Here is a 15,466-nt window from a genome sequence, read left to right on the forward strand (position 1 = left end):
TCGCCGTCAGAACGGCCAGGCGGGAAGCTCGGGCAGGCCGTCCCGGGTCGGCCGGCCGATCAGCCAGGCCAGCAACTCGGCCCGCGGCAGGTCCGGCGGTGTCACGTCGGGGGCGGCGACGGCGAGTTCGGGCAGCTGCGACTCGAGCGTCGACTCGACGAACGACACCGGCCAGTCCCGGCATGAGTAGCCGAGACCGAGGTCGAGGTGATGGATCTCGAGCTCGTGCCAGCGCAGCAGCGGGATGTCCCGGGCGGTGACGGGCTTGCGCCAGTTCACCGGGGTGTCGAGCAGTTCCGGGCCGATTCCGCGCAGGGAGTCGAGCAGCCGTCGACCAGCGAAGCGGAAATCCGCGGCGAGCAGGGCCACGGGCCGGTCGGCGCCCTCCTCGATGGCGGCCGCGCGGGCCTCGCGGCCGCCGGGGTACATCTCGCGTGGGGTGCCGTCGAGCACGCCCGCCGCGAACCGGTTAAGTGCGTCCGCGTTCCGGGCCAGGTGTGAGACGAGGTGCCCGCGGGTCCAGCCGGGCAGCAGCGACGCCGCCCGGGCCTGTGCGTCGGTGAGTGAGGCGAGGGTCGACTCCACCCGCCGCTGCGACTCGTCGAGCTCGGTCAGGGCCTCGTCGTGCGCCATCGTCATGCCGGGAGCGTAACTGCGCACCGCCGGGTGCGAGCTGTGGAACCATCGCGGTGTCCCGCTCGTTCTACTGTTCGGGACCGGTGCCGATGCCGGCCCGTGCCGAGAGTGCTACCGGGCATTGCCCGAGGTTCTCGCGGTAACCTTGATTGTCCGGTTTGCAGCCGGAACCCGGCGTACCACGCTTGCCCGAAGCTGGAAGGCTCGACCGGAACTGGAAAGGAACAGGCCCGCAGCGGCTGAACCTGTATGAACCGCAAGACTGTGTTTCGAAACCTGGGGATCGTCGCCGCCATCCTGCTGATCATCTATGCGTTCAGCTACTTCGGCAATGACACCCGCGGGTACACCAACGTCGACACCTCGGTCGCGATTGCCCAGCTCCAGGGCAAGAACGTCACCGACGCGCAGATCGACGACCGTGAACAACAGGTCCGGTTGACCCTGAAGAAGGGCAACGAGGCGACCAGCGACGCCACCCAGATCATCGCCAAGTACCCGAGCGCCGCGTCCGAGCAGATCTTCACCGAGGTCCAGAAGGCCGGGATGGAGAAGTACGACACGAAGGTGAGCCAGGAGAGTTGGCTCACCTCGCTCCTGCTGTTCGTGCTGCCGATGGTGATCCTGCTGGGCCTGTTCGTCTTCGTGATGGGCCGCATGCAGGGCGGTGGCAAGGGCGGCGTGATGGGCTTCGGCAAGTCGAAGGCCAAGCAGCTCTCCAAGGACATGCCCAAGACGACGTTCGCGGACGTCGCGGGCGCGGACGAGGCCGTCGAAGAGCTGTACGAGATCAAGGACTTCCTGCAGAACCCGGCGCGGTACCAGGCACTCGGCGCGAAGATCCCGAAGGGCGTGCTGCTCTACGGCCCGCCCGGCACCGGTAAGACGCTGCTGGCCAGGGCCGTCGCAGGCGAGGCCGGGGTGCCGTTCTTCACCATCTCCGGTTCGGACTTCGTCGAGATGTTCGTCGGTGTCGGCGCCTCCCGCGTGCGCGACCTGTTCGAGCAGGCCAAGCAGAACAGCCCCTGCATCATCTTCGTCGACGAGATCGACGCGGTCGGCCGCCAGCGCGGCGCCGGCCTCGGCGGCGGTCACGACGAGCGTGAGCAGACCCTCAACCAGTTGCTCGTCGAGATGGACGGCTTCGGTGACCGCACCGGCATCATCCTGATCGCCGCGACCAACCGCCCCGACATCTTGGACCCGGCGCTGCTGCGTCCGGGCCGGTTCGACCGCCAGATCCCCGTCGGCAACCCGGACCTGGCCGGCCGCCGCGCGATCCTCAAGGTGCACTCGCAGGGCAAGCCGCTGGACCAGCACGCCGACCTCGAGGGCCTGGCCAAGCGGACCGTCGGCATGTCCGGCGCGGACCTCGCGAACGTCATCAACGAGGCCGCGTTGCTCACCGCCCGCGAGAACGGCACCGTGATCACGGAGGCCGCACTCGAGGAGTCGGTCGACCGCGTGATCGGCGGCCCGCGCCGCAAGAGCCGGATCATCAGCGAACACGAGAAGAAGATCACCGCCTACCACGAGGGCGGGCACACCCTGGCCGCGTGGGCGATGCCGGACATCGAGCCGATCTACAAGGTCACGATCCTGGCCCGCGGTCGTACCGGTGGCCACGCGATGACCGTCCCCGAGGACGACAAGGGTCTGATGACCCGCTCGGAGATGATCGCCCGGCTGGTGATGGCGATGGGCGGGCGCGCCGCGGAGGAACTCGTCTTCCACGAGCCGACCACCGGCGCCTCCTCGGACATCGACCAGGCCACCAAGATCGCCCGGGCGATGGTGACCGAGTACGGCATGAGCGCCAAGCTCGGCGCGGTCCGCTACGGGCAGGAGCAGGGAGACCCGTTCCTCGGCCGCTCGATGGGCGTGAGCTCGGAGTACTCGCACGAGGTGGCCCGCGAGATCGACGAGGAGGTGCGCAACCTCATCGAGGCCGCGCACACCGAGGCGTGGTCGATCCTGAACGAGTACCGCGACGTGCTCGACATCCTCGCGACCGAACTGCTCGAGCGGGAGACCCTGACGCGCAAGGATCTCGAGCAGATCTTCACCAGCGTCGAGAAGCGTCCCCGGATCACCGCGTTCAACGACTTCGGTGGCCGGACCCCGTCGGACAAGCCGCCGGTGAAGACGCCGCGAGAGCTGGCGATCGAGCGCGGCGAGCCGTTGCCGGACGAGCCCGCGCGTCAGCCCACGTTCAGCAAGCGGACCTCGGCTCCGGCCGCGGTTCCGGCGACCGCGCCTGCGCCGCAGAACGGATACCCGGTGCCGGCCACGAACAACGGCGGCTTCCAGGCGTTCGGGGATCCGAACCGGCCGCAGCCGCAGGGTTCGGTGCCGGACTACGGCGCGCCCGCCGGCTGGTCGGCGCCCGGCTGGCCGCCGCGTGACCCGAACGAGGGGCAGCACGCGCGTCCGGCGGAGTACCCGTACGGCCAGTACCCGCAGGGCGGTCAGGCCCAGCAGTACCCGCCGCAGGGTGAGTACCCGCAGGGCGGCTACTCGCAGGGCGAGTACCCCCAGGGCCAGTATCCCCAGCAGGGATACCCGCAGTGGAACCCGCCGCCGCAGCCGCCGTTGGAGACCCAGCCGCGCCCGGAGCCGCAACCCAAGTCCGGTACCAAGGACACGGCGACCGAGCGCTGGGAAGGCCCGAACGGGCAGCAGTAGGTCCCGGAGCACTAGGCTGTTCCACTGGTCTGTGTCTCAGGGACGCTAACGGTGGACATCGGTCCGAGAGGTGGAGGTGCGGTCGGGTGTCGGTCAATCAACTCGGTGGTGCGAATTCCCATGGGGGAAGCAACGAGTCGCACGAGCTGACGGCGTTGGCGTCGGGGCGGGTGTTCGACCAGCCGCGTGCAGAGGCGGCGGTACGAGAGCTGCTCCTGGCGGTCGGTGAGGACCCCGATCGGCCGGGGCTGCTCGACACCCCGTCACGGGTGGCGCGGGCGTACCGGGAGGTCTTCGCCGGCCTGTACACGGATCCGGACTCGGTGCTCAACACGACCTTCGACGAGGGTCACCAGGAACTGGTGCTGGTCCGTGACATCCCGATGTACTCGACGTGCGAGCACCACCTGGTCTCGTTCCACGGAGTCGCGCACGTCGGCTACATCCCCGGCACCACCGGCCGCGTGACGGGCCTGTCGAAGCTGGCCCGCCTCGTGGACCTGTACGCGAAGCGTCCGCAGGTGCAGGAGCGGCTGACAAGTCAGATCGCGGACGCGATGATGCGCAAGCTCGATCCGCGCGGCGTCATCGTCGTGGTCGAGGCCGAGCACCTGTGCATGGCGATGCGGGGCATCCGCAAGCCCGGCGCCAGCACCACCACCTCGGCCGTACGCGGCCTGCTCCAGTCCAGTGCCGCCTCGCGCTCCGAGGCCTTGGACCTGATCCTGCGCAAGTGACCGTGCTGCCGACACCGGGCCGCTGCGTGGTGATGGGCGTGCTGAACGTCACCCGGGACTCCTTCTCGGACGGCGGCCGGTTCCTGGACCTCGACGCGGCCGTCGAGCACGGTCTTGAACTGCGCCGTCTCGGCGTGGACATCGTCGACGTCGGCGGCGAGTCGACACGCCCCGGCGCACAGCGGGTCGACGCGGCGGTAGAGGCGGAACGTGTCGCGCCGGTGATCGCGGCGCTCGCCGCGGAGGGCATCCCGGTCAGCGTCGACACGATGCGCGCCTCGGTCGCCCACGCCGCCATCGAGGCGGGCGCCGGCGTGGTCAACGACGTCTCCGGTGGACGCGCGGACCCCGCGATGGCCTCGGTGGTGGCGGACGCCGGGCTGCCGTGGATTCTCATGCACTGGCGGTCGGCGGGGGAGTACGTCCACGCAGGCGGTGTCGAGCACTACGGCGACGTGGTCGAGGAGGTCGCCACGGAACTGCTCGTCGCGGTCGACGCCGCGGTGCGCGCCGGAGTGGACCCGTCCCGGCTGCTCCTCGACCCCGGACTCGGTTTCGCGAAGACCGCTGAGCACAACTGGGCGCTGCTCGGGGCGCTGCCGCGGCTCAACGCGCTCGGTTTCCCGGTGCTGATCGGCGCCTCGCGCAAGCGGTTCCTCGGCTCGCTGCTCGCGGACGCCGACGGCGACCGTCCACCGGCGGGCCGGGAGGTGGCCACGGCGGTGGTCTCGGCGCTGGCGGCGCGCGGCGGCGCCTGGGGCGTGCGGGTTCACGACGTGCGGGGTTCCCGCGACGCGATTGCGGTGGCCCAGGCCTGGGCCGCGGCGGAGGGGGTGGCCGATGTCTGATCGAATTGAACTGCGCGGGTTGAAGATTCGCGGCAATCACGGGGTTTTCGAGCACGAGAAGCGGGACGGGCAGGACTTCTACATCGACATCACGGTGTGGCTGGACCTGGCGCCGGCCGCAGCTTCGGACGATCTCGCCGACACCCTGAACTACGGCGAGTTGGCGGAGACCGCCGCCGCCATCGTCGCGGGACCGCCGCGCGACCTCATCGAGACGGTCGCGGCCGAGATTGCCGAGGCGGTGCTGCGCGACGACCGGGTGAGCGCGGTCGAGGTCACCGTGCACAAGCCGTCGGCGCCGATCCCGCTGACCTTCGCGGACGTGGCCGTGGTCGCCCGACGCTCCCGCAAGGGCGCGGGCGGTCGAGGGGGGCTGCAGGGATGAGCCGGGCGGTGCTGTCGATCGGGTCCAACATGGGAGACCCGTTGGCGCACCTGCAGTCGGTGGTCGATGCCCTCGGCGAGCGGGCGGTCGCGGTGTCGAGCGTCTACGCGACCGCGCCGTGGGGTGGGGTCGAGCAGCAGAACTTCCTCAATGCGACGGTGATCGCCCAGGACCCCGAGCTGGACTGCTGGGGCTGGCTGCGACTGGGCCGTCGACTGGAGGCGGAGGCGGACCGCGTGCGCGAGCAGCGCTGGGGACCGCGCAGCCTGGACGTGGACGTCGTGGACTGCGACGGCGTGGTCAGTTCCGACCCGGAGCTGACCCTGCCGCACCCGCGTGCCCACGAGCGGGCGTTCGTGCTGGCCCCGTGGCTCGAGGTGGATCCCGATGCGGCGCTGGTGGTGGACGGCGTCGTGACGTCGGCGCGGGCGCTGCTGGAGCGGCTGGACCCGGCCGAGCGCGACGGCGTACGCCGGACCGACCTCCGGTTGGCGCCGAGATGACGAGCGCCACCCGAGTTCGGGACCTGCTGGCGTTGGCCCTGTTCGCCGCGATTGCCACCTGGTTGCTGGCCGGTGCGTTCTACGGTTCGCTGCCCCCGGTCCCGGTCTTCGCGGGCGCCTCGCTGTACCCGGTCGCGGCGATCGAGGTGGTGCTGGCGCTGGTGATCCGGTCCCGCGTCAACAACCACCGCGTCGGCCCGGGGCCGCGTCAGTTGCACCCGATCGCCGCCGCCCGTGCGGTCGCGCTGGCGAAGGCGTCCGCGCTGGTGGGTGCGGGCAGCGCCGGCGTGTGGCTGGGACTGTTGCTGTACCTGCTGCCGCAGCGCTCCACTGTCGACGCCGCGGCGAGCGACACGACGGGGGTCGTGGTGGGTCTGGTGGCCGGAGCGGTCCTGGTGGCGGCCGCGCTGTGGCTCGAGCACTGCTGTCGGACCCCGGACGAACCGCCGGACGAGCCGGCCGTCTGACCGGGCCGCCGAGGGCGGTCGACTCTCACGATGTGAGAGCGTCGGCCGGGGCGGCTATCCTCGGCTGCATGACGGTTACTGGTCGCGCGACGTCGCTCCGGCGGAACAAACGCAGCACGAGCCAGATGATCGTGGCCGCTCTGGTGGCGCTGGCGGTGGTTGCCAGTCTGTTCCTGATCTTCAGCAACAGCGTGCAGTTGCTGAGAGTTGGCCTGGTCATCGCGCTTTGGGCCGCGACGCTCGGTGCGATCGCGATGACGAAGTACCGCCGGGAGTCGGCCGCGGACAAGGCGAAGGTCCGGGATCTGCAGAAGGTCTACGAGTTGCAGCTCGAGCGCGAGATCAGCGCCCGGCGTGAGTACGAGCTGGGTGTCGAGGCGAGGGTGCGCGGCGAGGCGGTCCTGGACACCTCGGAGATCGCGGCGCTGCGCGCGGAACTGGCGGCGCTGCGCGGCAATCTCGAGATCCTCTTCGAGGGGAAGATGCCCGCCGACCGCACTGCGCTCACCGCCGAGGCTCGACGGATGCGTGAGCTCGGCAGTGGTGTTGGCACCCCGGCCTCGTCCCAGCCCCACCAGCAGCAGCCGCAGCAGCCGCAGCAGGCGACGGGCTACCGCCGGACCCTCGAGCCCGATCCGGAGTACCCCGGGACCACCGTCACCCCGACCTTCACTCCCGACCCTGCGTACGCCGGGTCCGGCCGGGGCCAGACCTTCGCCACGCCGTTCGACGAGCCGGTCACCGCCGAGGTGGCGTTGGTGCCGGAGGAGCAGCCGGCCGCGCCCGAGCAGCCGCGCCCGGCCACGCCCACCGCCGCCGCGAAGCCCGAGCCGGTCGTGACGCCCGCGCCGACCCCAGTGGCGAAGCCGGTGCCCGAGCCGGCTGAGTCAACGCCGGAGCGGGAGCCGGAGCCCGAGCTCGAGCCGTCGGCGATCACCGGCCGCCGGTCGCGTCGGCGGGCAGAGCCCGAGCCTGATCCCGAGCCCGGCGCGCACTCCACGGGTGGGCTCACCGTCGCCGAGATCATGGCGAACATGAAGACCGCGGACGCCGCCGACGAGCCGCGCCCGGGTCGCCGCCGCCGCGACTGAGCCCGCGAAGCGACCTGTATCCCGGGAGCGGAGCCCGCGAAGCGACCTATATCACTGCCCCGCACCGTGGCGTCCGTCACCGACCGGCGGCTATCCTCGCTGTGAACGTCCGGTACCCGCCCTGCGGGACTGGAACGAACGAGAGGAACAACGGTGACCTCATTCGAGATCACTCGAGATGGGTCTTTTCGCGATCCGGCGCCCGCACGACTGACGGTAGGAATCGTCTCGGCGGGACGCGTGGGAACCGCGATCGGTGCCGCACTCGAGCGAGTCGGCCACGTGGTGGCTGCCTGTACCGCCGTGTCGGACGCATCGGTCCGCCGTGCCCGTCGCAGCCTGCCCGACTCCGAAATCCTGCCCGCGACCGACGTCGCCGGCCGCTGCGAACTGCTGATCCTGGCCGTGCCGGACGATCAGCTCGCGGACCTGGTGGCCGGCCTGGCGGCCACCGGATCGGTCCGCCGCGGAACCCTGGTCGCGCACACCTCAGGGGCCAACGGCATCGGCGTACTCGCGCCGCTCACCGCGATCGGCGCGGTACCGCTGGCGATCCATCCCGCGATGACCTTCACCGGACACGACGAGGACGTTGCCCGGATGTCGTCGGCGTGTTTCGGCATCACCGCGGCCGACGAGATCGGCTACGCGATCGCCCAGTCACTGGTCCTCGAGATCGGCGGGGAGCCGGTGCGGGTCCGCGACGAGGTCCGGCCGCTGTACCACGCGGCCCTCGCGCACGGTAGTAATCACCTGGTCACGCTCGTCTCGGACGCGGTGGCCGCGCTCCGCGTCGCCCTCTCCGGCGGCGAGCTGCTCGGCCAGCAGCTGGTGGACGACGACCCCAACGGCGTGGCCGAGCGGGTGCTCGCGCCGCTGCTGTCCGCTGCCCTCGACAACGCGCTGCGCCGCGGCCCGTCCGCGCTGACCGGCCCGGTGGCGCGCGGCGACGTCGATGCGGTGACCACCCACCTGCGGGTGCTTCGCGAGGTGGACCCGCAGCTGGCGGAGGGGTACCGCGCCATGTCGCTGCGCTCGGCGCAGCTCGCCGGCGCCAAGCCTGAACTCATCGAGATCCTGGAGGACAATTCGTGAACGGCTACGCGCGCGGTGAACTGACCGTGCATCACGACCCCGCCGCACTGACCAAGGTGTCGAAGGCGCTGCGTGGTGTCGGGCGGCAGGTCGCGCTGGTGCCCACCATGGGTGCACTGCACGCCGGGCACCTCGAGATCGTCCGGCAGGCCAAGCTGCGCGGCGCGGTGGTGATCGTCTCGATCTTCGTCAACCCGCTGCAGTTCGGTGCGGGCGAGGACCTGGACGCGTACCCGCGCACCCTGGACCGTGACATCGAACTGCTACGCGCCGAGGGCGTGGAACTGGTGTTCGCGCCGTCCGCCGCCGACATGTACCCGGCCGGCCCGCGCACCGTGATCCACCCCGGTCCGCTTGGCGCCGAACTCGAGGGTGCCAGCCGGCCGACGCACTTCGCGGGGATGCTGACCGTGGTCGCCAAGCTGCTGCAGATCGCCGTGCCGAACACGGCGTACTTCGGCGAGAAGGACTACCAGCAGCTCACCCTGATCCGGCAGATGGTCCGCGACCTGAACTTCGACGTCGAGATCTACGGTGTGCCGACCGTCCGGGAGCAGGACGGTCTCGCCCTGTCCTCGCGCAACCGGTACCTCGACGAGGACCAGCGGGCCGTGGCGACCGCGCTGTCGGCCGCGCTGGTGGCCGGCGCACATGCGGCGGCCGGCGGTGCGGAGGCCATCCTGGCCACCGCGCGCGGCGTGCTCGAGGCGACCCCGGAACTCGAGGTCGACTACCTGGAGGTCCGCGGTGTGGACCTCGGGCCGGCGCCGGAACGCGGCGACGGCAGGCTGCTCGTCGCGGCCCGGCTCGGCAACACCCGTCTGATCGACAATGTCGGCGTCGCCGTCGGCACCGGATTCCTGGAGCGGGACGTGGACACCCGCACCACCTCGCCCACCGACCTGATTTCCAGCTAGACCGGGAGGACAGCACATGTTTCGCACCATGATGAAGTCGAAGATCCACCGCGCCACCGTCACCCACGCGGACCTGCACTACGTCGGGTCCGTCACCGTGGACCAGGACCTGATGGACGCCGCGGACCTGCTCGAGGGCGAGCAGGTGTGCATCGTCGACATCGACAACGGCGCCCGGCTCGAGACCTACGTCATCGCCGGCGAGCGCGGCACCGGCGTGATCGGGATCAACGGTGCCGCAGCGCATCTGGTCAAGCCTGGCGACCTGGTCATCCTGATTGCCTACGGCGTGATGAACGAGCAGGAATGCCGTGACTACGCGCCGCGGGTGGTCTTCGTCGACGCCGACAACCGGCAGGTCGAGCTCGGCAGCGACCCGGCACACGCCCCCGAGGGATCCGGACTGATCACCCCCCGGATGCTGTCCACGCTCGAGAACAACCCGGCGCTGGTGTAGCCGTGCTGCTGACCGTCGACGTCCGCAACACCAATATCGCGCTCGGGTTGTTCACCGGAAGCGGTGAGCACTCGAAGTTGTTGCAGGACTGGCGGATGCGTACCGATCCGCGGGTCACCGCGGACGAGCTGGCCTGGATGCTGCGGGGGCTCCTCGGCGCCCACGTCGAGCAGGTCACCGGCGTGTCCGCGCTGTCGACGGTGCCGTCGGTGCTGCGTGAGTTGCGGGTGATGCTGACCCGCTACTGGGCGCACGTCCCGCACGTGGTGGTCGAGCCGGGGGTGCGCACCGGGGTGCCGCTGCTGGTCGACAACCCGAAGGAGGTCGGCGCAGACCGGATCGTGAACAGCCTTGCTGTGCACCATCTCTACGGTGGTCCGTGCATCGTCGTGGACTTCGGCGTGTCCACCTGCGTGGACGTGGTGTCTGCAAAGGGTGAGTTCCTCGGCGGTGTCATCGCGCCGGGACTCGAGGTCTCCACGGACGCGCTGGCATCGCAGTCGGCGGCGCTGCGCAAGGTGGAACTGGTGCGTCCGCGGTCGGTGGTCGGCAAGAACACCGTCGAGTGCATGCAGTCCGGGGCGATCTTCGGGTTCGCCGGCCTGGTCGACGGGTTGGTGCGCCGGGTGCGGGCCGAACTGCCGGCCTTCGCGGGTGACGACGTCACAGTCATTGCGACCGGGGACAGTGCGCCGTTGGTGATGCCGGAGTCGGAGACAATCGCACACCTCGAACGCGACCTCGCCCTGGAGGGGCTGCGAATCGTCTACGAGCGCAACCAGGCTCGCAACGCGGCCCGGCGGCCGCCGGTCGCCTGAGCGCCGAGGTCCCGGAGTGCAGGGGTTCCGGGATCGGGGATTCTGTGCCACACTGGTCGGCGTGAATTACCGCATGGTCGCCCAGGAGTGTTGTCGAGGCTGAACGCAGCCCCGATCAATTCCCCATTCCTGGAGTCTCTGCCATGCATTCCACATCTGTGGTCTCTTCTCTGAACCCATTTTCTTCGAACCCCCGGTCCTCGCGGAACCCGGTCGCCCTGTCGGCTGACCGCTCCGTCTCGCCCAGCCGGCTCCGGCCCGCCGACCTGCTGCGCATCAGCGACCAGGGTGCGCAGGACGTGCTCGACGGCCGCTTCGCGCACCTGCTTCCCGGCGGCTGGCCCACTGCCGAGCGCTGGTCCACCCGACTGCACGCGGACGACGACGTCGACGTGTGGCTGATCAGCTGGGTGCCCGGCAGTGCCACCGAACTCCACGACCATGCGGGCTCGCTGGGCGCGCTCACCGTGCTCAGTGGGGCCCTCGCCGAATATCGCTGGGGCGGAACCGAACTGAAGTACCGGACCCTCGAAGCGGGGGACCAGGCGTCCTTCCCGCTGGGGTGGGTGCACGACGTGGTGCAGGCGCCGGGAACGGCCTCGGGCCCGGACCAGCCGACGCTCAGCGTGCACGCCTACTCGCCGCCGCTGTCCGCGATGTCCTTCTACGAGGTGACCGATCACGGCAGCCTCCGTCGCACCCGCACCGAGCTCACCGACGTCCCGGAAGGACTGACGGCATGACCATCGACGAGATGCTCGAGACGGCCCGCAACACCTACCGGCGGCTGACGGTGTTCGAACTCGAGGCGGCGGTCGCCCGGGGGGCGATCGTGGTGGACATTCGCCCGCAGGCGCAGCGGCAGCGCGAGGGCACCCTGCCCGGCGCGCTCGCCATCGAGCGGAACGTCCTCGAGTGGCGGCTCGACCCGACCAGCGACGCGCGTCTCGCCGCTGCCGTCGACCACGACGTGGAGTGGATCGTGGTGTGCTCGGAGGGGTACACCTCCAGCCTGGCCGCGGCGGCACTGCAGGAGCTCGGTCTGCACCGCGCGACGGACCTTGTCGGCGGCTACCAGGCGATGCGCTCGGCGGGTCTGCTCGGCGCCCTGATGCGGGCCCGGCACGTCGTTCGTGAGGGCGAGGCGGTCGTCGCGCACTGAGGGGCACTAGTCTGGTCATCCGTGAGTGATGTTATGACCGAGCCCGCCGACGACACCCCCGAGCAGCTGCGGATCCGCCGCGAGAAGCGGGACCGGATCCTCGCGCAGGGGCAGCAGGCCTACCCCGTCTCGGTTCCGCGCACGCACAGCCTCGCCGAGGTCCGCGCGCAGCACCCGGACCTCGAGCCCGACACCGCCACCGGCGTCGAGGTCGGCGTGGTCGGCCGCGTGATCTTCCTCCGTAACACCGGCAAGCTCTGCTTCGCGACCCTGCAGGAGGGCGACGGCACCCAGCTGCAGGCCATGATCAGCCTGGCCGGCGTCGGCGAGGACGCGCTCGCCGCGTGGAAGTCCGACGTGGACCTGGGTGACTTCGTGTTCGTCCACGGCGAGGTCATCAGTTCGCGCCGCGGTGAGCTCAGCGTGATGGCCGACGTCTGGCAGATCGCGTCGAAGTCGCTGCGCCCGCTGCCGGTCGCCCACAAGGAGATGAACGAGGAGTCCCGGGTCCGCCAGCGCTACGCGGACCTGATCGTGCGCCCCGAGGCCCGCGACATGGCGCGCAAGCGTGTTGCCGTGGTCCGCGAGCTGCGCAATGCACTCGAGCGTCGCGGCTTCCTCGAGGTCGAGACCCCGATGCTGCAGACGGTGGCAGGTGGCGCCGCGGCCCGGCCGTTCGTCACGCATTCGAACGCACTCGACATCGACCTGTACCTCCGGATCGCGCCGGAGCTGTTCCTCAAGCGCTGCGTCGTCGGTGGCATCGAGAAGGTGTTCGAGATCAACCGGAACTTCCGCAACGAGGGCATCGACTCGACGCACTCGCCGGAGTTCGCCATGCTCGAGACCTACGAGGCGTACGGCACCTACGACGACTCGGCGAAGATGACCCGGGAACTGATCCAGGAGGTCGCGCAGGCGGCCTTCGGCACCCAGGTGGTCACCCTCCACAACGGCGAGGAGTACGACCTCAGCGGCGAGTGGAAGACGATGGAGATGTACCCGTCGCTGTCCGCCGCGATCGGCGTCGAGGTCACCCCGGCGACCACCGTCGACGAGCTGCTTGCGCTGGCCGCGAAGGTCGGTCTCGAGGTGCCCAAGGACAAGGGCTACGGCCACGGCAAGCTCGTCGAGGAGCTGTGGGAGCACCAGTGCGGCGATCAGCTGCACGAGCCCACCTTCGTTCGGAATTTCCCGGTCGAGACCTCGCCGCTGACCCGCCAGCACCGCAGCGAGCCCGGCGTGACGGAGAAGTGGGACCTGTACATCCGTGGCTTCGAGCTCGCCACCGGCTACTCGGAGCTGGTGGACCCGGTCATCCAGCGGGAGCGTTTCGTAGACCAGGCGCGGCTGGCGTCGGAGGGCGACGACGAGGCGATGGCCCTCGACGAGGAGTTCCTGGCCGCAATGGAGCAGGGCATGCCGCCGACCACCGGAACCGGAATGGGTATCGACCGCCTGCTCATGGCGCTCACCGGGCTGGGAATCAGGGAAACAATCTTGTTCCCAATTGTCCGGCCGACCTCGCGCTGATCCCTTTAATTGCTATTCCCCGGTTATTTCTCGGTCATGAACGCGGCCGAAACAGGAGTACACTCGGCGAAAGTCGCGATCGCGGCGAGGAATAGCACATTTAATGGAAGGGAACTCGACCCATGGCGAAGAAGGTCACCGTCACCCTGATCGACGATGTTGATCAGGAAGCGGCCGCCGATGAAACAGTCGAGTTCGCGCTCGACGGCGTCATGTACGAGATCGACCTGTCGTCGGAGAATGCGTCGAAGTTGCGCGAGCAGTTCGATGTCTGGGTTTCCCATGCGCGCAAGTCGACCGGGCGTCGTCGCGTGAAGTCTTCGGCGCCTGCCGGAAAGTCCCGAGTGGCCGTCGACCGGGAGCAGAGCGCTGCGATCCGCGACTGGGCTCGGCGCAATGGACGCCCGGTGTCCGCACGCGGACGCATCTCGGCGGAAATCATCGACGCATACAACAAAGCAAACTGACGCCCCACCAGATTTCACCCGTCGTTTCGCCCGTCCCGAGGTTTATCGGCTGTTGGCCTCGCGGGCGGCGAAACGACGAGGAACCGGGGGCGCAGTGCGCTGGGTAACTGTGATCGTGACATGGATTTCGGCGACAGTTTTATTACTCGGCACAGGAACTGCGGGCGCGGCGCCATTGCCGGTGCCGTACCAGTTCTTGGCGGGTGTCCCGCTCGAACTCGGTAATCCCGGCGGCTCCGCTCCCGGATCCAATGACTGGTCGTGCCGGCCCTCCGCCGCGCACCCCGAACCGGTGGTGCTGGTGCACGGCACCGGCGGCAACAAGCAGACCAACTGGGCCACTTATGCGCCATTGCTCGCGAACGAGGGGTACTGCGTTTACGCACTGACCTACGGCGCGTACGACGACCTGCCCTGGCCGTTGAGTGCACTTGGTGCATTCCGGCCGATGGACGAGAGCGCGCAGCAGCTCGCGGACTTCGTGGACCGGGTGCCGGCGTCCACGGGGCGAAGAAGGTGAACCTGGTCGGCCATTCCCAGGGCACGCTGATGCCCACCTACTGGCTGAAGAACCTCGGCGGCGCGGACAAGGTGGACAAGTACGTCTCACTCGTGCTGCTCTGGCACGGGTTCGTGCCGCCGGTGGTGGGCTGACATGCGGTTCGCGGCCCTGGCTGCGCCGGCCGTCGCGGCGCTGGTCTGCGCGTCACCGGCGGCGGCCGCGCCGGTGACGCCGTACCCGGTGCCGTACCACCTGTTCGTCGAGGACGGCCGCGACGACCCCGCGGGATCGGCCGCCGGGTCCAACGACTTCTCGTGCCGGCCGACGGCCGCGCATCCCGAGCCCGTGGTGCTGGTGCACGGGCTCGCGGCCAGCAGGTTGAACAACTGGACCACTGTCTCGCCGTTGCTCGCCAACGAGGGCCACTGCGTGTTCGCGTTGACCTACGGCGCGGTGTCCGTGGGCGGTCTCGGGTCGGACGAGCAGCCGATGAACACGGTCGGGGGGCTGGCGCGGATGGAGGACAGCGCGCAGGAACTGTCCGCGTTCGTTGACCGGGTGCGGGCGGAGACGGGTGCCGATGCCGTGAACATCGTGACGGCGTCCGAGGGCTCGGTGGTCGCGGGTCACTACGTGAAGTTCCTCGGCGGCGCGGACCGGGTCCGCGCGCTCGTCTCCCTCGGACCGGCCTGGAACGGGACGCTCACGTCGTTCCAGGGCGACGCCAAACGCCGGCTGGCCGAGTTGGGGGCCGGTGAGGACCTCGCGAACGTGTACCCGGTCTGCAAGGCCTGCCCGCAGCTGGCGACGGGCTCCGACTTTCTGGTCAGGTTGCGTGCCGGCGGCGTGTATGCGCCGAACGTGCAGTACACGAACATCATGACCCGCTACGACCAGGTGATCCTGCCGTTCACCAACGGTTACGAGGCAGGGCCCAACGCGACCAACATCGTCGTTCAGGACGGCTGCGAGCAGGATTTTGCGGACCACATCGGACTGGCGGCCGATCCGCGGGCGACCGGGTACGTGCTGGGCGCTCTCGATCCGGCGCACCCGCGACCGGTGCCGTGCGAGGCGGTACTGCCGCTCGTCGGGTGATCTCCGTGGCCGATCCGGGGGAGTCGCCACGTTGTTCGCTGCGGGCGTAGCGTCCAAGGGAAACG

17 protein-coding genes and 1 pseudogene are annotated in these 15,466 nt (G+C 69.8%); 17 read left to right on the plus strand and 1 reads right to left on the minus strand.

Features of this window, described 5'->3' with window-relative positions; translation table 11 throughout:
- Positions 1-6: 6 nt before the first annotated feature.
- Positions 7-639, minus strand: a complete 633-nt coding sequence (locus tag RT2_RS14530; RefSeq protein WP_072845492.1) for a maleylpyruvate isomerase family mycothiol-dependent enzyme — start codon at positions 637-639, stop codon at positions 7-9.
- A gap of 246 nt (positions 640-885) precedes the next feature.
- Here RT2_RS14530 and ftsH point away from each other — a divergent pair, with 246 nt between their 5' ends.
- The 17 genes and pseudogenes from ftsH (at position 886) to RT2_RS14615 (ending at position 15,401) form a co-directional block, all read left to right on the plus strand.
- Positions 886-3,321, plus strand: a complete 2,436-nt coding sequence (ftsH, locus tag RT2_RS14535) for an ATP-dependent zinc metalloprotease FtsH (protein ID WP_072845493.1) — start codon at positions 886-888, stop codon at positions 3,319-3,321.
- Between the two features lie 86 nt (positions 3,322-3,407).
- On the plus strand, positions 3,408-4,058 hold the full coding sequence (folE, locus tag RT2_RS14540; protein WP_083577387.1) for a GTP cyclohydrolase I FolE: 651 nt from the start codon (positions 3,408-3,410) through the stop codon (positions 4,056-4,058).
- A 32-nt stretch (positions 4,059-4,090) separates the two neighbouring features.
- Positions 4,091-4,906, plus strand: a complete 816-nt coding sequence (gene folP / locus RT2_RS14545; protein ID WP_072845557.1) for a dihydropteroate synthase — start codon at positions 4,091-4,093, stop codon at positions 4,904-4,906.
- Entirely contained in the window at positions 4,899-5,291 is a 393-nt protein-coding gene (gene folB, locus RT2_RS14550; protein ID WP_072845494.1) for a dihydroneopterin aldolase, read from the plus strand. Before folP ends, folB begins: the two co-directional genes overlap by 8 nt.
- Positions 5,288-5,794 carry a 2-amino-4-hydroxy-6-hydroxymethyldihydropteridine diphosphokinase gene (gene folK, locus RT2_RS14555; protein WP_072845495.1) on the plus strand — a complete coding sequence of 169 codons (507 nt, stop codon included), beginning with the start codon at positions 5,288-5,290 and terminating at the stop codon, positions 5,792-5,794. Before folB ends, folK begins: the two co-directional genes overlap by 4 nt.
- Positions 5,791-6,261, plus strand: coding sequence for a DUF3180 domain-containing protein (locus tag RT2_RS14560; protein ID WP_072845496.1), 471 nt, complete (start codon positions 5,791-5,793; stop codon positions 6,259-6,261). The genes folK and RT2_RS14560 overlap by 4 nt, the downstream gene beginning before the upstream one ends.
- 68 nt (positions 6,262-6,329) lie before the next feature.
- A complete protein-coding gene (locus RT2_RS14565; RefSeq protein ID WP_217635568.1) occupies positions 6,330-7,352 on the plus strand; it encodes a DUF6779 domain-containing protein in 1,023 nt (340 codons plus the stop codon).
- Positions 7,353-7,505: 153 nt separating this feature from the next.
- The gene (locus RT2_RS14570; RefSeq protein ID WP_072845498.1) at positions 7,506-8,447 is read left to right on the plus strand and encodes a Rossmann-like and DUF2520 domain-containing protein; all 942 of its coding nucleotides are present in this window, start codon (positions 7,506-7,508) and stop codon (positions 8,445-8,447) included.
- The gene (gene panC / locus RT2_RS14575) at positions 8,444-9,364 is read left to right on the plus strand and encodes a pantoate--beta-alanine ligase (RefSeq protein ID WP_072845499.1); all 921 of its coding nucleotides are present in this window, start codon (positions 8,444-8,446) and stop codon (positions 9,362-9,364) included. The genes RT2_RS14570 and panC overlap by 4 nt, the downstream gene beginning before the upstream one ends.
- Positions 9,365-9,380: 16 nt before the next feature.
- Positions 9,381-9,821, plus strand: coding sequence for an aspartate 1-decarboxylase (gene panD, locus RT2_RS14580; protein ID WP_072845500.1), 441 nt, complete (start codon positions 9,381-9,383; stop codon positions 9,819-9,821).
- Positions 9,822-9,823: 2 nt separating this feature from the next.
- Positions 9,824-10,639, plus strand: a complete 816-nt coding sequence (locus RT2_RS14585; protein ID WP_072845501.1) for a type III pantothenate kinase — start codon at positions 9,824-9,826, stop codon at positions 10,637-10,639.
- A 143-nt stretch (positions 10,640-10,782) separates the two neighbouring features.
- Positions 10,783-11,382 carry a cysteine dioxygenase gene (locus tag RT2_RS14590; RefSeq protein ID WP_083577388.1) on the plus strand — a complete coding sequence of 200 codons (600 nt, stop codon included), beginning with the start codon at positions 10,783-10,785 and terminating at the stop codon, positions 11,380-11,382.
- Complete coding sequence (locus RT2_RS14595; protein WP_072845502.1) at positions 11,379-11,801, plus strand: rhodanese-like domain-containing protein; 423 nt, start codon at positions 11,379-11,381, stop codon at positions 11,799-11,801. Before RT2_RS14590 ends, RT2_RS14595 begins: the two co-directional genes overlap by 4 nt.
- A 33-nt stretch (positions 11,802-11,834) precedes the next feature.
- Positions 11,835-13,334 carry a lysine--tRNA ligase gene (gene lysS / locus RT2_RS14600; protein ID WP_371851170.1) on the plus strand — a complete coding sequence of 500 codons (1,500 nt, stop codon included), beginning with the start codon at positions 11,835-11,837 and terminating at the stop codon, positions 13,332-13,334.
- A gap of 122 nt (positions 13,335-13,456) precedes the next feature.
- Positions 13,457-13,801 carry a histone-like nucleoid-structuring protein Lsr2 gene (locus tag RT2_RS14605; protein ID WP_072845504.1) on the plus strand — a complete coding sequence of 115 codons (345 nt, stop codon included), beginning with the start codon at positions 13,457-13,459 and terminating at the stop codon, positions 13,799-13,801.
- A gap of 109 nt (positions 13,802-13,910) precedes the next feature.
- Positions 13,911-14,431: pseudogene (locus RT2_RS14610) on the plus strand (esterase/lipase family protein); the annotation flags it as partial.
- A 25-nt stretch (positions 14,432-14,456) separates the two neighbouring features.
- A complete protein-coding gene (locus tag RT2_RS14615; RefSeq protein ID WP_072845506.1) occupies positions 14,457-15,401 on the plus strand; it encodes an esterase/lipase family protein in 945 nt (314 codons plus the stop codon).
- The last annotated feature ends 65 nt before the right edge of the window (positions 15,402-15,466 follow it).

This window comes from Rhodococcus tukisamuensis NBRC 100609, assembly GCF_001894985.1.
In the GTDB taxonomy this organism is placed as follows: domain Bacteria; phylum Actinomycetota; class Actinomycetes; order Mycobacteriales; family Mycobacteriaceae; genus Rhodococcus_G; species Rhodococcus_G tukisamuensis.

Excerpts from the sequence above, each read along its gene's own strand:
- folP (WP_072845557.1), top strand. The coding sequence starts at position 4,091 with ATGGGCGTGCTGAACGTCACCCGGGACTCCTTCTCGGACGGCGGCCGG.
- RT2_RS14590 (WP_083577388.1), top strand. The coding sequence starts at position 10,783 with ATGCATTCCACATCTGTGGTCTCTTCTCTGAACCCATTTTCTTCGAAC.
- RT2_RS14565 (WP_217635568.1), top strand. The coding sequence starts at position 6,330 with ATGACGGTTACTGGTCGCGCGACGTCGCTCCGGCGGAACAAACGCAGC.
- lysS (WP_371851170.1), top strand. The coding sequence starts at position 11,835 with ATGACCGAGCCCGCCGACGACACCCCCGAGCAGCTGCGGATCCGCCGC.
- folK (WP_072845495.1), top strand. The coding sequence starts at position 5,288 with ATGAGCCGGGCGGTGCTGTCGATCGGGTCCAACATGGGAGACCCGTTG.
- RT2_RS14560 (WP_072845496.1), top strand. The coding sequence starts at position 5,791 with ATGACGAGCGCCACCCGAGTTCGGGACCTGCTGGCGTTGGCCCTGTTC.
- folB (WP_072845494.1), top strand. The coding sequence starts at position 4,899 with ATGTCTGATCGAATTGAACTGCGCGGGTTGAAGATTCGCGGCAATCAC.
- RT2_RS14615 (WP_072845506.1), top strand. The coding sequence starts at position 14,457 with ATGCGGTTCGCGGCCCTGGCTGCGCCGGCCGTCGCGGCGCTGGTCTGC.
- RT2_RS14605 (WP_072845504.1), top strand. The coding sequence starts at position 13,457 with ATGGCGAAGAAGGTCACCGTCACCCTGATCGACGATGTTGATCAGGAA.
- panD (WP_072845500.1), top strand. The coding sequence starts at position 9,381 with ATGTTTCGCACCATGATGAAGTCGAAGATCCACCGCGCCACCGTCACC.
- ftsH (WP_072845493.1), top strand. The coding sequence starts at position 886 with ATGAACCGCAAGACTGTGTTTCGAAACCTGGGGATCGTCGCCGCCATC.
- RT2_RS14530 (WP_072845492.1), bottom strand. The coding sequence starts at position 639 with ATGACGATGGCGCACGACGAGGCCCTGACCGAGCTCGACGAGTCGCAG.
- RT2_RS14595 (WP_072845502.1), top strand. The coding sequence starts at position 11,379 with ATGACCATCGACGAGATGCTCGAGACGGCCCGCAACACCTACCGGCGG.